Raw genomic sequence first — 14,677 nt, 5'->3', positions numbered from 1 at the left:
CCAGGGTCTGGATGGAGTGGCGCAGGGCCTTGCTCGGGATAGTGCCCCAGTGGGTACAACCGCCGCCAACCGCGCTGTGGGCCTCCACCACGGCCACCTGCCGCCCGGACTTGGCGAGTTTCATGGCCGACCCCTCCCCGCCCGGGCCGGTGCCGATGACGATCGTGTCGAATTCGCGGATGGTCATCTTTGTCACTCTTGCGGCAGCGCGGGCCTCCTAAAGTAGCGCCCCGTGTGAGGGGACACAAGGCTCGCCGCAAGCCGGATGCCTTAGGGATGCCCACCGTCGCATTACCCGAAGCCAGTATTAAGAAAAGCAAACACAAAATCGCTGCAACCCGAACAGGAATGGTCTTACCATCTACGAGGGAACGGGTTCGCGGCGAACCGTTCGCACGATGGGCAGAGTCCGCCGCAACAGCGACAACCTCGGCTTAAGGACGTGATCGATGGACTGGAACTGGCTCCAAACCCACGACGTGCGGGCGCCCCTGCACGTCCGCCCACAGGACAATGACCGGCGGCGCGCCGTCATGGCCGCAGCCCCGCTCGGCAGGGAGTCAGGACCATGTCGATAAACCTGATCCTCGCCGACGCTCAGGCGATGGTCCGCCAGGGACTCGCGGCACTCCTCCGGGCAGAGTCCGACGTCGCACTCCTCGCCCAGACCGCCGACGGCGAGATCGCCTGGACACTCATCGCGGACCATGCGCCGCAGGTGGCCATCCTGGACCTCTGCTTACCCAAGGCCAGCGGCATCGAGATCGCACGCCGGGTCGAGGCAGCGGCCCTGGATACCCGGGTCCTGCTGCTCGCCTTGCACGACACCCCAGCCGCCGCGCTCTCGGCCCAGCAGGCGGGGGCGATGGGCTATGTACTCAAGGACCGCCCATTCGAGGAACTCATCTGCGCTGTGCGTGCTGTCGCCGCCGGCCAGACCTTCATTACGCCCTCCGTCCGCGCCAAGCTGCGGACCATGCAACGCAATGGAGATTCGACTGCCCCGCTGTCCGCGCGGGAGCAGGAGGTCGTCTGTCTCATGGCCAAAGGCCACAGCAGCAAGGAGATCGCCCGCATCCTCACGATCAGCCCCGGGACGGTCAACACCCATCGCAAGCGCCTGATGAAGAAACTCGGGCTGCACACCGCCATCGAGGTGGTGCGGTGGGGCGTGCAAGGCGGCGTGATCGTCTGACCAGACTGGGCAAATATTCGCAGCCACCAACCCCCACCCCGGCTGGGAGCGCCGACATTCTGTCGGCGACGGTGCGCAGCGCCGTTGGGTCCTCGCGAAAACAAAGCCCTTGCGATTAACCGCGAAACCGCGAACCGCCTGCGGCGGTTGGCCGACAAAATGTCGGCGCTCCCAGACGCGAACGTCCGCAGCCGGCACCGATTCTCGCCCAGTCTCTCCAGCCGTGTCACTCATGTATTAGGCGCTCTGCGCAGGGAGTACCGATGGCTACAACGATGATCAAGGCCCGTCCGCAAGCGCCCGCTGAGGCGGCTCCGACTCCGCTGCGCAACCCTGCCGGGTGCCTCGCGCCGTCCGACCGGATCGCGAACCATCCCGCCGAAAGACCCGCCGCACCGATCGCCTGGCCCTCGTCTCCGTCGGACCCCAACCAGCACAAATACGCGGCTGCGCTGTCCCCAATTTCAGGGACAGAGCCCTACCCCAACGGCGGTAATCGGAGGACCGCGCTCCTTGCTATGCTTCATCCCCGGTTGATCCGAAAGCGCATGGCGCGCCCAGGCAGGCAGATGGCAAGCGGTGGCGAGAAATCGCTCGCGCTCTTGAAGCGACCGGAGGCTGTGGTCAATAGGTTGACTTTTTAGGGTGCCCGGCCGCTCGGAACCAGTAGCGAGAGGGGATCGGCATCCGTTACGATGAAGCCCATTGATTAAGGGTACTGACCCCTTTAGCCGTGCTGACCCCTTTAGCCGTGCTCCTTTAGCCGGAAATAGTTGAACCTGGACCCTTTAGCTGCGGATGGAGCGATAGCGAAAGCCGGGCTCAGTCTCGCGGACGCAAAGGCGAAGCAAAGCGCCGTATTTCTTGTTAACCGTTAGGAGAACACAGAGATGAAAATCCTTACCGTCACGTTGTCCGCCGTTGCGTTGCTGGCAACTTCTCAATCTGCGTTTAGTCAGAGCAATGCAGATTCAAAAGCACGGATGGACAATATTTACACTCAGATGCAGAGACAGGAGTACAGACAGCAACAGAATAACGCTGCGATGGCTCAACAGCAGAGGGATTCCCAACGAACATACTCGCCCCCACCATACCGCCCACCACCGACACCTACATACCGCCCAGCACCTACTTACAAGTACAAATAGAAAAAAAGGGAGGGGGCGCGCTCAAGTATACGTCTCTCGTGTGAGATTCCGGTTTAGCCGCGGCGGGTAGCCTGCCGCGAGTTTTGAGCTAAAGGGGCAGCACCCTTTACGATAAGGCCCGTTGATTAAGGGTACTGCCCCCCTTTAGATCAGACCCCTTTAACCGCAGTTCTTGGGAAACGCCTCGTTCGCTCGACCAAGTTTAGCTAACCGGCGGCGGCTTTCCCAAGTTCCGCGATTCGCTGACCGTTTCCGGGACCAAGCCTGAAACGAGACTTAATATGGTTATTCAGCATTGGCGGCTCAGCTATCCGGTTGTGTTTGCACTAATCCTCGAGCTAGGACTTATCGACCGGGCATTGGCGGGCGGCGGGACCTGGGACGGGACCACATCCCAGTCGAAGCCAGTTTTCTTTGTAATAGAAAATAACGCCCTAACGAGCTTTGAGGGCACCGCTAGTGTCTCCAGTGGGGGCTGCACAGCAACCGTCACATCGACCGTACTACTCTCGCCTTCCCTGCCTATTCAGAATAACCAAGTCAACTATACTAACAGCAGCGGTTCTAGCTTTACCGCCCAGTTCTCTTCGGCCGCAGCGGCGTCCGGCACCTTCTCCACATACGTCAACTCGTCCGGTTGCTATATTGGTACCGTCAGCGTGACTTGGCAGGCGACATTATCATCGCCGACCCCCACTTACTTCGTCACTCCTTCAGGCGGTTCGGTACGATCCGCCGGCACCGTTAGCCCCAATTCGTCGCAGAAGGTGATCGCGGGGGCGGTCGGCGCCTTCACAGTAACGGCCAACAGCGGCTACGCCCGCGACAGCGCGGTAGGTGGCACCTGCCCGGCCGGCAGCTGGAGCGGCAATGTCTGGACCACCGGGGCGATCACGGCCAACTGCACAGTGAGCTTCAGCTTCACACAGCTCCCTGATGACCAAGGAAATACCAAAGAAACGGCGACACTCGTGGCCCCGAACAGCAGCACCACCGGCTCGATAAATCCGGTCGCGGACCTCGATTACTTCCGTGTCGACCTCACCGAAGGCGGGCTCTTGACCGTTAAATCGACCGCCGCCACATTCCACACCAACGGCTATCTGCTGGATGGGGCCGGCAACGTGCTGGTAACGGACGAAAATATCATGGACGGATACAACTTCTTCATCGCCCGTACCTTAAGTGCCGGAACTTACTACGTGCGGCTGAGTAGCTGGGGCTCTTTTTCGACCAACACCTATACCCTGGTGTCGACATTCAGTCCCGTCAACTACACGGTCACACCCTCCGCCGGCAGTGGCGGCAGCGTTAGTCCTAACAGCCCACAGCCGGTAAACGCTGGGGCGAGCAGCGCCTTCACGGTGACCGCTGACGGCGGCTACACCCGCGACAACACGGTCAGCGGTACCTGCCCGACCGGCAGTTGGAGCGCCGATATCTGGACAACGGGGGCAATCACGGGCGACTGCACAGTGAGCTTCAATTTCAAGGAACAATTCTGTTGGGAATGCCTCCCAAGCAGTGGTGGCTGGAGGGGCGTAATCCAGTAAGGAGAATAGGTGACAGACCACGTTTTCTTCGGAAGCTCATGCCCTGGCAACAAAGATCCGAAACAATGGCACAAGGAATGGGGTCACACAAGGAATGGGGTCAGGTCTTGCAATCATGCTTTGTCTGGGTATGATCGATTCCAAGACCTGACACTCTCCCTCTCTAAAGCCTTCGCGACGCTGGAGCGTGGGAGCGAGATGAAGATTCGGCTACCCCGAAAATAAACCGGCCGCGTACTCCATAGTTCCAAAAAAACACACACGCGCTTGATGCCATCTTCGCCAACACAACATCAGTCGATGTAGATTGAATCAATACCCAAAGGACTGCCTGATTGATAACCAGACCGATAGCGCTGACCAGAAAGACCAGCAGCACTTCGTGACGGCGACCAAACCTTATGCCGCTGTGGCAGATATAACGGATGGACAACGCGTAATTGACGGCAGTGGCCAGCACAAAACTGCAAATGGCCACGGGAAACCATGGTAGGCCCAAACCTTTGACCGCCACCCCGAACAGACCGATATCAACGGCCGCGGCAGTGGCGCCGACAAAAAAATAGCGAACAATTTTCATCGCAATAGATTGTACTTGAAAATACAGACCAGAGCCCGTACGCCATCACGCCACCCGATCTTCTTACCCTCGCTGTAGGTGCGACCGTAATAGGAAATACCTACTTCATAGATTCGGCAACCTTTTTTCGCGATCTTGGCCGTGATTTCAGGCTCAAAGCCAAAGCGGTTTTCCTCGATCTCGATCCCCTGGATGATTTCGCGGCGGAAGGCTTTGTAGCAGGTCTCCATATCCGTCAAATTCAAATTCGTGAACATGTTGGAAACCAATGTCAGAAAGCCATTCCCCACGCGGTGCCAGAAATAGACCACGCGATGGGCATTCCCACCCATGAAGCGTGAACCATATACCACATCCGCCTTCCCATCCAAGATGGGCTTGAGCAGTGCGGGATACTCGTTAGGATCATATTCCAGATCCGCGTCCTGGACAATGAGGATGTCGCCCGTGGCCGCCATGAACCCGGTGCGCAGCGCCGCGCCTTTACCCTGATTGACGTGATGGTAGATAATCCGACTCACCTTGGGACTGATCTTTTAACGTAAGAGGGCACACGAGCCATCATCAGAGCCATCGTCCACGACGATGATTTCCTTATCAAGGTAGGCAGATTGACGAACCGCGTCGATGATCAATTCAATCGTGTCGCGTTCGTTATAACATGGAATGACAATCGTGAGCTTCATGCTTCAGGTACCGGTGTGACGCAGTCGATTTTATTGCTCATAATCGCTTATTTTTCAGCTGAAATGTTGAATTTTACAATAACACAGTTTTCAGCGACAAAAGCAAACAAAAACAATAATAAAGGTACAACAACATATAACTGCCTCGGATAAGCACTCACCAGGGTTGTCAAGAATAGATAGATAAAGAAAAAAATAACAATAAAATTTATTTCCATTGCAATATTTTTGAAATTATAGATTGTAATTATTATAGAAAAAATCATCATTGTTAATATTATGCTGTTCGGAAAAAATCTAAGTAACGTTTCCTCACGCTGATAAAAATAACTAGTCGGAACCCCAAAGAAAAGGCGCCCAAGATTAGATATGCAATTTCTCAAGTATTTTACCGGATGCGACCTTATATTATTAAGGGCGATCTGCTTAAGCACGTCATCACGCGCTGTACCGCTGAATTGCTTAACATAATCAATATCCGCCTGATGATTTCTTGCAAACAAAGCGGAATTACATGGAATTCTTGGATCACGCCCGCAATTTGCATCAAATGAATCATTATTCCAATCGCCGAACTCACCCTCAAAGGGGGTACTCATCCAATACAGCGACATTCCTCCAGAATTTCCGAAATATAAAATCTTGCCAGTCAATTTGTGAGTATAAAATAAATACGGAATATTGACAAGCAAAGCAATCGACATAATGAAAAGTAATTTTTTTTGCTTGACGACGGCAACCTTAGAAACAAATAAAGCAAATAAAATAAAAAGCGAAATAACAATCACATAGCCGAAAATAACCTTGGTCAGAGCAAGCAAGCCAATCGTCACCCCAAGCAATAAGTAACTTATAGCCGAACCACACTGAAATGATTTCGACAGCAAGAAAACAATAAGCGCAGACAAAAATGAAGCAAGAGGCTCCGTCGCAACAGAATACAACTCTTGATAAGAGATATAGTAAAACGCCCAATAAAAAGAAAAAAACAACGACGTATATCGCGAAGCATATCGATTAATAGCATAAAATAACAAGATAATCGATAAGTATTGCAGAAAAGCATTTGTCAGGGTTATTAAGATTAATGGGAGACCAAAGAAAACAAACGGCATCAAAAAAACCGGATACCCCGGACCGTTCCATAAATTAACATTCGGCGGGGGCGGAGAATAGTAACCATTTAATAAATTATTTGCGAATCCATAATATCTTGCTTCATCATTCTGCAGCCCATCAGCGTGAAATGCCAGAACAATCAAAATAAATAAAAACAAGAAAGGCAGAAAAATCAGCCACGGCGAACTGTCCAAATAGATTCTGACCAGCCTTTTCATCGCACATTTGACCTATCACCCAGATGACCGCCGATTAAGCGGCGGGGCCACAGTGCAATCCCAAACCGCTACTGCCGGGGAGCCGCGTTGTGGCGTGCGCTATGTGTAACATTCTTGGCTCGCCAGGCGGATGGTGGCTCGACGTTGCGCAGCAATGACGCCCGTGACGCCCGCCCCCGGTATCGCAGCGCGCATTGGCCCGGCCCGTTCGGCAGTCGATCGCCGCGGCCAGGGGACGCCCGTCCGCAAGCGGCAGAGGCGACAACGCACGCTGAAAAGCAGGTGGGCCAACCAGTGAGTACCTTCCGAAGTCGCCCAAGACGTCGGCAGTACCCGCGGATGCCCCGCCTTCCAGCCTTGATCGTGCATTGTACAGATTCCGCTGCCGTTTGCCCCCTCCTGGCCGCGCCGACCTGGCACCCTGTGCCGGTCGTGTTGGGCGCAACGTTGCTGGCTCAAGGCCCGGGCACGGAAAGATCTGGGGTCAGGTCCTGAGGCAAATAGGGGACAGACCACGCTTTCTTCTGAATCCTCAGCCCCAATAGCCCGCGCAAGGCATTGATCATCTTTCCGAGCTCCGCGTTTTATTCTGCACAGGTGTACCGGCTGAGAGGTTGCCATTCCTGGCGCAGGATTGCGGCTTCCTGGCCGGAATGACGGCTGGCATACGAGGCTAGGTTCAATTACCTAGTCAAAGTCAGAGCCTGGCCATTGCCCAAAAAAAGGCGCGCCACGCCCTCACCGTCGTCGCAGAATTCGGGCTTCCTGCGGCGCGCGCCGAGGTGTTTAGTTATCGCATCGCCGCCCGCGCCGCCTCCGCCAGAAAACCCGAGCGCGTCGCGCCATGGTCCTTCGCGTAGCGGTCGATCTTGGCCCGCAGGTGGCCGGGCAGGGTAATGTTGACCTTTTCGGCACGGCCCTCGAAACGCGACACATCCACCGCGACGATCGCCCACACGCCGCTGGCCAAGTCGGGATCGGCGCGCCGCTCGGCGATCGGGCGCGGCGTGGGGATGTCCTGGCCGTCCTCGGTCAGCCCTTCCAGATGCAGTTCGATCGCCTCCACCACGCTGTCGAGTGCCGTGTCGAAGGTGTCCCCGGCCGAAAAACAGCCGGGCATGTCAGGCACCGTCACGCCGAAGCGCACGCCGTCATCGGTATGTAATACCACGGGAAAACGCTTGCTGTTCATGGTGGGTATTATAACCACTGCGCCAGCGGTGCGTCCCGAGCACTTTGTTGCGTCAGGCCGGCTCGGACTGGCGGCGCGGGATCGGCTGGAGTTCGGGCTCGCTGCCTCCAAGTCGCGCCAGTTGGCGGGCGCCCTCACTCTCGATCAACGCCTTAAGGCCCTCACGGATCAGGGCGCCGCGCTCAGTGACGCCGCTCAACCCCTGGGCTCGAATCAGCAGATCATCGTCGAGGTTTACGGTCGTGCGCATGGATGGACTCCTCAAAGGCCTTTGTGCCGATTTTGCCTCGAAAGTTCCCGTTTCCGCAGTATTCCAAGCGTCCATGGCGACTGAAAGGTTGCCATCCCTGGCCTGGATTCCGGGTTACCGGCGGGAAATGACGGATTGCCGTTGGCCGGAACGGTGATCGAGACCGAGGTTGTTGCGTCGACAAGCGTTGCCCCCAGTGCGAGGCCCCCATGACTGGACAAGTCGCGCGGAGCGTGTTTCTCTCTGCGCTCGCTCCTCGCCACGGGTCTCGCCATGGTCAAACGCATCCTGCTCTCCGCCGCCGCGCTGTTGCTCACCCTTGCACTCGCGGGTGGGGGGACCACCTGGTGGATCGCCAAACGGGCGCAGCCGGTCTATTCCGGCGAAGTCGCCCTGGCTGGCCTCACCGCCCCGGTGCGGGTGCGCTTCGGGTTCCACGCCGTGCCCAGCATCCAGGCGGACTCTACCCATGACCTGCTGTTTGCCCAGGGCTACCTGGTGGCCGGGGAGCGGATGTGGCAGATGGACCTGATGCGCCGACTGGCCGATGGGCGGCTGGCGGAGCTCTTCGGGCCGGATGCCGTGGACGCGGACCGGCTGTTCCGCACCCTGGGGCTCAATGTTGCGGCACGGCGCGCCTTGGCGGAACTGACGGCACCCGAGCGTGCGCTGCTGACCGCCTACGCGGACGGGGTGAATGCCTATCGCACCCAAGCGGCGGGCCGGCTGCCAATCGAGTATCTGATCGCCGGATTTGCGCCTGAACCCTGGCGGCCGGAGGACAGCCTGCTGATCGGCGCCTACATGGCGTTTACCCAGTCGTTCAACCTCAAGGAGGAACTGACCTATCTGCGGATGGCACAGCGGGTCGGCAAGGAACGGGCGCGGGAACTCTTTCCGACCGACGAGGGCGTGCCGGCCCCGCCGGTGGCGCCTGAACTGCCGGATCGGCCCCTGTCCGGGACTGGCGCGACGGCCATTGCACTAGCCAGGCTCCTGGACCTGCCCGCGCGCTTCGGCCTGCCGGTCCCGGCACCGGCCAGCAACGCCTGGGTGGTCACCGGCGCGCGCACTGCGGACGGCACGGCCATGCTCGCCAACGACCCCCATCTGGCACCGTCGGTGCCGGGGATCTGGTACGAGTTGGAGCTGATCGGGCCTGAGATACACGAAGCCGGTCTGGCCCTGCCCGGGGTGCCGCTGGTGCTGATCGGCCACAACGCGGACCTGGCCTGGGGCATGACGAGCAGCATTGCCGACACCCAGGACCTGTTCCTGGAACGGCCCACCGCGGACGGCGAGCACGTCGAACGGGCCGACGGGGCACCGGAGGCCATCCGCACCCGGGCAGAACACATTGAGGTCAAGGGCGCGCCGCCGGTGGAGCTCACCGTGCGCAGCACCAGCCATGGGGTCATCCTCAATGACCTGCTGGCACCCGGGCACGCCGCCGGCATGCCGGGAGCCGAACCGGGGTGGCTCCCGGCACTTGCGAGCCCCTATCTGATCGCACTGAGCCAGGTCACCGACCCGCCCGACCGCAGCCTCCCGGCCCTCTGGGCGCTCGCCCGAGCACCCACCTTGAGCACGGCGCGCACCGCGGGTCTGAACTTCTATGCAGTCTCCCAGAACCTGATGCTGGCCCATCGGGACGGCGGCATCGCCTGGCAGGTCACCGGGCGACTGCCGCACCGCGGCCAGGGTGCGGGGACCTTCCCCGCCCCCGGCTGGGTGGCAGGCTACGGCTGGGATGCGCTGGTGCCCCAAGGCCTCAACCCCACCCTGACCGACCCCCCGGAGGCGTCGATCATCACCGCCAACAACCGCACCATCCCGCTGGACTATGGCGTGAACGTCAGCCATTCCTGGCTGGCGCCCTATCGCGCCCAGCGCATCAGCGAGCGCCTGGGCGACATCGGGACCACGCACGGGCCGCTCGACCCCGCCGGCATGGCCGCCATCGCCTCGGACCACCTGAGCATCCAGGCGCGGCTCACCCAGCGGGCGTTGCGCCGGATCGAGCCGCAACTGCGCGCCGCGGACCCCGCGGCCTGGGCCATTGCCGAGCGCGACCTGCTCCCCTGGGACGGCGTCATGGACGGGTCAAGCCGCGCCGCCGCACTCTACGCCCTGCTGGAGCCGGCCCTGTGGCGGGCCATCTATAGTGACGAATTGGGTGAGGACCTGGCCCCGCTGATGTCGATGGCCACCCTCTCCTATAACTCGTTACAGGAGACCCTGCGCACCGGCGAGTCCAGCTTCTGGGACGATGTGACCACCCCGGGGCCGGAGTCGCCCGCGCAGATCTGGGGGCGTGCACTGCGCACCGCCGCGGCGGACCTCGACTCGGCCCTGCCGCGGCCGGCGGACCAGCGGCTCGACCGGTTGCGCACCCTGACCTTCCCCCACGCCTTCCACCGGGTACCGCTCCTCGGTCGGCTGTTCGACGTCGGGCCCATCGGGATCGGCGGTGCCGCGGATACGGTGGATTTGGCGAAGCCGTCGTCGGCCGACCCGCGCCACGTTATGATCGTGCCGTCGGTACGGATGGTCCAGACCCCGGCCGACTGGCGGCTGACCCGGGGTACCCTGCCGCTCGGCCAGTCCGGACATTGGCTCTCGCCCTATCGCACAGACCAACTCGCTGACTGGCGCAACGGTCGCAGCCACCCCTGGCCGTGGAATGGACCGTCGCAACCGCAGACCGAAACACTCCTGGTGCTGCGTCCGGAGGGCTGATCCTGGACGCCAAGGCACCTACGGTCTTGCCTCCCGGAGCTTCGACCGCATCTTGGGGCGACCGGGCAACCTTGCACAGGAGCCGCCATGCCCCCTGATCAAACCCCCAGCAACCGCCCCGCGCCGGCCCCCGCCTGGCACGGCCGACGCGGTGAGTGGCTGGTCGTCATCCAGTTCGCCCTGTTCCTCGCCTTCGCGCTCGCTCCTCGCTGGAACCCCTGGCTCACACCGGACCTGCTTGCTGAGACCGTGGCACCGCGCTGGGCGGTGCTCGTCGTCTGCGCACTGGTGGCGCTGGCCTTCGGGGGGCTGGGCTCGCGCGCGCTAGGCCCCTACCTCACGCCGCTGCCCTATCCGGTGGACCACAGCCAACTGGTAACCAGCGGGGTCTACGCCGTCGTGCGCCACCCGCTCTACAGCGCGCTGTTGTTCGCCGCCCTGGGTTGGGTCTGCTACACACTAAGCCTCAGCCACCTGGCGCTGCTGCTGATCGGCGGCCTGTTCTTCGACTACAAGGCCGGCAAGGAGGAGCGTTGGTTGACCGAGCGTCACCCGGATTACCCGGGATATGCGGCCCGGGCGCGCAAATTCGTCCCGTGGGTCTATTGACCACGCCCAGCCCGGTGATCCATGCGGTGAAAATATCGCCCATCGCACCGGATAGGGCTCGAATCCTGCCGCTGGATAGGCCACACTGGTGGATATGCATCAACCACGCAAACGTTTCGGCCAAAACTTCTTGCACGACTCCGGGACCATCCGACGCATCCTGGATGCGGTGCGGCCGCGCCCCGGGGAGCGCCTGGTGGAAATCGGCCCAGGCCAAGGGGCCATCACCCGGGGACTCCTGGAACATGCAGGGTCCCTGGACGCCATTGAACTGGATCGCGATCTGATCGAGCCCTTGCGGGAGCGCCTACAGGGCCTGGGCGACTTGCGCATCCACAGCGCGGATGCGCTGCGCTTCGACCTATGCTCGCTCAGCACCGCGCCCGCGTCGCTGCGCATCGTCGGCAACCTGCCCTACAACCTCTCCACCCCGCTCCTGTTCCGCTTCCTGGAGCAGGCCGACTGCCTCTTGGACCTGCACCTGATGTTGCAGCGGGAGGTGGCAGAGCGGATTAGCGCGGACCCCGGGGGCAAGGTCTACGGCCGGCTGTCGGTGATGGTGCAGACCTGGTGCGAGGCGGAGACACTGTTTCGCATCGGCCCCGGGGCCTTCACCCCGGCCCCCAAGGTGGAGTCGGCCTTCCTGCGCCTGCGGCCGCGGCGGCCGCTGCCGGACGCGCCACACGACCCGGCCCACTATGCGCGCCTGGTGGCGGCGGCCTTCTCCCAGCGCCGCAAGACCTTGCGCAACAGCCTGGCCGGGTTTGTGGACGCCGCGGGCTTCGCCGCGGTCGGGATCGATCCGGTGCTGCGGGCGGAGAACCTGGACGTGGCTAGCTTCGTCCGGCTGGCCAACTACCAGGCGCCCATTTGAACCTCAGCACTCAGGGCGTTGCAACGCCCGCACGATGGCCCAAAACTCACATAGCTAGAGCATGTTATTAGCCCGGGAGAGACGAATGTCTGAGACGGAGACGGAGGTAGCGGTGGAGGCAGTGGAACTGGCGAGCGAAAGTAAGCCGGACGAGGAGGGTAACGTCATCGCGTTGGCGCGGGCCAACGACATGTTGCCCGGCCAGATCCATCTGTTGCCGGTCGCCTCCCGGCCCTTCTTCCCGGGTCAGGCGGTGCCGCTGATGATGGCGGCCGAGCACTGGTCGCCCACGCTGCACGCGGTCGGTGAGACCGAGCACAAGATCCTGGGCGTGGTCCTGGTGAGGAGCGAGACCTCCGAGGAGGCGACCAGCGCCGACTTCTACCCGGTCGGCACCGCTTGCCGGGTCCATCGGGTCCACCGCCAGGAGGGGCACCTGCAGGTCCTCGTCGAGTGCCTGCAGCGCTTTCGCATTGAGGGCTGGGTCCACGACACGGTCCCGTTCAATGCCCGCGTCTCCTATCTGCCGGAACCGGCCGGTGCGCCGGACGACCAAGTCCGGGCCTATGCCATGGCGGTGATCAACACCATCAAGGAACTGCTGCCGCTCAACCCGCTGTATGTGGAAGAGCTGCGCATGTTCCTGGACCGCTTCGGCCCGGACGACCCCTCCCATCTCTCAGACTTCGCCGCCAGCCTCACCACCTCCAAGCGCGAACAGTTGCAGGAGGTTTTGGAGGAAGTGCAACTGCTGCCGCGCATGGAAAAGGTCCTGGTGCTGCTCAACAACGAGCTGGAACTGGCCAAGGCCCAGCAGAAGATCCGCCGTTCGGTCGAGGAGCGGATGCAGACGCAGCAGCGTGAGTTCATGCTGAAGGAGCAACTGAAGGCCATCCAAAAGGAGCTGGGGATCGCCAAGGACGACCGCACCGCTGAACTGGACAAGTTCAAGGAACGCCTCACCAAGCTCACCCTGACGGCGCAGGCGCAGAAACGGGTAGACGAGGAGATGGAGAAGATGGGGATGCTGGAGACCGGCTCGCCCGAGTACTCGGTTACCCGCAACTATCTGGATTGGATCACGCTGCTGCCCTGGGGTCAGCACTCCCCGGACAAACTGGATCTCAAACGCGCCCGCCGCGTACTCGACCGGGACCACTACGGACTCAAGGATGTGAAGGAGCGCATCCTGGAATTCCTGGCGGTGGGCATCCACAAGGGCGAGATCGCCGGCTCCATCATCCTGCTGGTCGGCCCGCCCGGGGTCGGCAAGACATCCATCGGGCACTCGATCGCCGATGCACTGGGCCGGCGCTTCTACCGCTTCTCGGTGGGCGGCATTCGCGACGAGGCGGAGATCAAGGGCCACCGCCGCACCTATATCGGCGCCATGCCCGGCAAGTTCCTCCAGGCCATCAAGGACGCCGGCACCGCCAATCCGGTCATCATGCTCGATGAGATCGACAAGATCGGGGCCTCCTACCACGGCGACCCCGCCTCGTCCATGCTGGAGGTCCTGGACCCTGAGCAGAATTCAGACTTCCTGGACCATTACCTGGACCTGCGTTTCGACCTGTCCAAAGTCCTGTTCGTCTGCACCGCCAACACCACCGACAGCATCCCCGGGCCGCTCCTGGATCGCATGGAGCAGATCACGCTCGCCGGCTACATCGCCGAGGAGAAGCTCCAGATCGCGAAAAAATACCTGCTGCCCCGCCAGATCGATCGCGCCGGGCTGCCCAAGGGCGGGATCAAACTGGACACCACCACGCTGCGCGAACTGATCGACGGCTACGCCCGGGACGCGGGCGTCCGGCGACTGGAGAAGCAACTCGCCAAGATCGTGCGTAAGGTCGCGGTACGGATGCTGGAAGGGGCCACACTACCCATCACCATCGGCGCGGCGGACCTGAAGGAGTACCTGGGCAGCCCGGTGTTCCGCGACGAGCGCCGACTCTCCGGCCCTGGGGTGGTCACCGGGCTCGCCTGGACCACCATGGGCGGGGCGACGCTGCCGATTGAAGCGGTACGCGCCCACGAGCAGGCCCGCGGCTTCAAGCTGACCGGCCAGTTGGGCGACGTGATGAAGGAATCCGCCGAGATCGCCTACACCTATGTCACCAGTCACGCCCGCGACTTCGGCGCCGAGTCGACCTATTTCGACAAGGCTTTCATCCACCTGCACGTCCCCGCCGGAGCCACCCCCAAGGACGGCCCCTCAGCCGGCATCACCATGGCCGCAGCACTCCTGTCGCTGGCCCGCAACGTGCCGGTACGACGCATCGCGATGACCGGCGAGATCACCCTCACCGGCGAGGTCTTCCCCATCGGCGGGGTGCGCGAAAAACTCATCGCCGCCCGCCGCGCGGGGATCAAAGAGATCATCCTGCCGGAGGACAACCGCGGCGAGTTCGAAGAGGTCCCTGAGCATGTCCGCAAAGGGCTTCTGATCCACTTCGCCACGCGGTTTGAGGATGTCGTGCCATTGCTGTTCAAGGGCTGAGGGTACTG

11 protein-coding genes and 1 pseudogene are annotated in these 14,677 nt (G+C 61.2%); 6 read left to right on the top strand and 6 right to left on the bottom strand.

Going from position 1 to position 14,677, the window contains the following annotated elements; translation table 11 throughout:
• Positions 1–187 (bottom strand): FAD-dependent oxidoreductase (locus QZY44_RS14905; protein ID WP_295447543.1); only part of this gene is annotated, 187 nt, incomplete at its 3' end.
• A 381-nt stretch (positions 188–568) separates the two neighbouring features.
• Between QZY44_RS14905 and QZY44_RS14900 the strand changes: the two genes are divergently transcribed.
• Complete coding sequence (locus QZY44_RS14900; RefSeq protein ID WP_295447542.1) at positions 569–1,195, top strand: response regulator transcription factor; 627 nt, start codon at positions 569–571, stop codon at positions 1,193–1,195.
• Positions 1,196–2,627: 1,432 nt separating this feature from the next.
• Positions 2,628–3,899, top strand: a complete 1,272-nt coding sequence (locus tag QZY44_RS14895; RefSeq protein ID WP_295447540.1) for a hypothetical protein — start codon at positions 2,628–2,630, stop codon at positions 3,897–3,899.
• Between the two features lie 163 nt (positions 3,900–4,062).
• Here the strand turns inward: QZY44_RS14895 and QZY44_RS14890 are convergent, their stop codons facing one another.
• The 5 genes and pseudogenes from QZY44_RS14890 to QZY44_RS14870 all read right to left on the bottom strand — a co-directional run bounded on the left by QZY44_RS14890 (position 4,063) and on the right by QZY44_RS14870 (position 7,944).
• The gene (locus tag QZY44_RS14890) at positions 4,063–4,479 is read right to left on the bottom strand and encodes a GtrA family protein (RefSeq protein WP_295447538.1); all 417 of its coding nucleotides are present in this window, start codon (positions 4,477–4,479) and stop codon (positions 4,063–4,065) included.
• Positions 4,476–5,165, bottom strand: a pseudogene (locus QZY44_RS14885) (glycosyltransferase family 2 protein). Before QZY44_RS14885 ends, QZY44_RS14890 begins: the two are co-directional and overlap by 4 nt.
• A gap of 47 nt (positions 5,166–5,212) precedes the next feature.
• Positions 5,213–6,502, bottom strand: a complete 1,290-nt coding sequence (locus tag QZY44_RS14880) for a hypothetical protein (RefSeq protein WP_295447536.1) — start codon at positions 6,500–6,502, stop codon at positions 5,213–5,215.
• Positions 6,503–7,292: 790 nt separating this feature from the next.
• On the bottom strand, positions 7,293–7,694 hold the full coding sequence (locus QZY44_RS14875; RefSeq protein ID WP_295447534.1) for a type II toxin-antitoxin system HicB family antitoxin: 402 nt from the start codon (positions 7,692–7,694) through the stop codon (positions 7,293–7,295).
• Between the two features lie 52 nt (positions 7,695–7,746).
• Positions 7,747–7,944: a type II toxin-antitoxin system VapB family antitoxin gene (locus QZY44_RS14870; RefSeq protein ID WP_295447532.1), complete on the bottom strand. Its 198-nt coding sequence runs from the start codon at positions 7,942–7,944 to the stop codon at positions 7,747–7,749.
• 273 nt (positions 7,945–8,217) lie between these two features.
• On the opposite strand from QZY44_RS14870, the gene QZY44_RS14865 reads away from it, so the two are divergent.
• The 4 genes from QZY44_RS14865 to lon all read left to right on the top strand — a co-directional run bounded on the left by QZY44_RS14865 (position 8,218) and on the right by lon (position 14,669).
• The gene (locus QZY44_RS14865; protein ID WP_295447530.1) at positions 8,218–10,683 is read left to right on the top strand and encodes a penicillin acylase family protein; all 2,466 of its coding nucleotides are present in this window, start codon (positions 8,218–8,220) and stop codon (positions 10,681–10,683) included.
• An 87-nt stretch (positions 10,684–10,770) separates the two neighbouring features.
• Positions 10,771–11,292: an isoprenylcysteine carboxylmethyltransferase family protein gene (locus tag QZY44_RS14860; RefSeq protein WP_295447528.1), complete on the top strand. Its 522-nt coding sequence runs from the start codon at positions 10,771–10,773 to the stop codon at positions 11,290–11,292.
• A gap of 94 nt (positions 11,293–11,386) precedes the next feature.
• A complete protein-coding gene (rsmA, locus tag QZY44_RS14855) occupies positions 11,387–12,166 on the top strand; it encodes a 16S rRNA (adenine(1518)-N(6)/adenine(1519)-N(6))-dimethyltransferase RsmA (RefSeq protein WP_295447526.1) in 780 nt (259 codons plus the stop codon).
• An 85-nt stretch (positions 12,167–12,251) separates the two neighbouring features.
• Positions 12,252–14,669: an endopeptidase La gene (gene lon / locus QZY44_RS14850; protein WP_295447524.1), complete on the top strand. Its 2,418-nt coding sequence runs from the start codon at positions 12,252–12,254 to the stop codon at positions 14,667–14,669.
• The last annotated feature ends 8 nt before the right edge of the window (positions 14,670–14,677 follow it).

Origin of the sequence: uncultured Thiodictyon sp., assembly GCA_903837595.1 — a bacterium.
Taxonomy (GTDB): Bacteria; Pseudomonadota; Gammaproteobacteria; order Chromatiales; family Chromatiaceae; genus Thiodictyon.
This window is presented reverse-complemented; position numbering and strand designations above follow the sequence as displayed.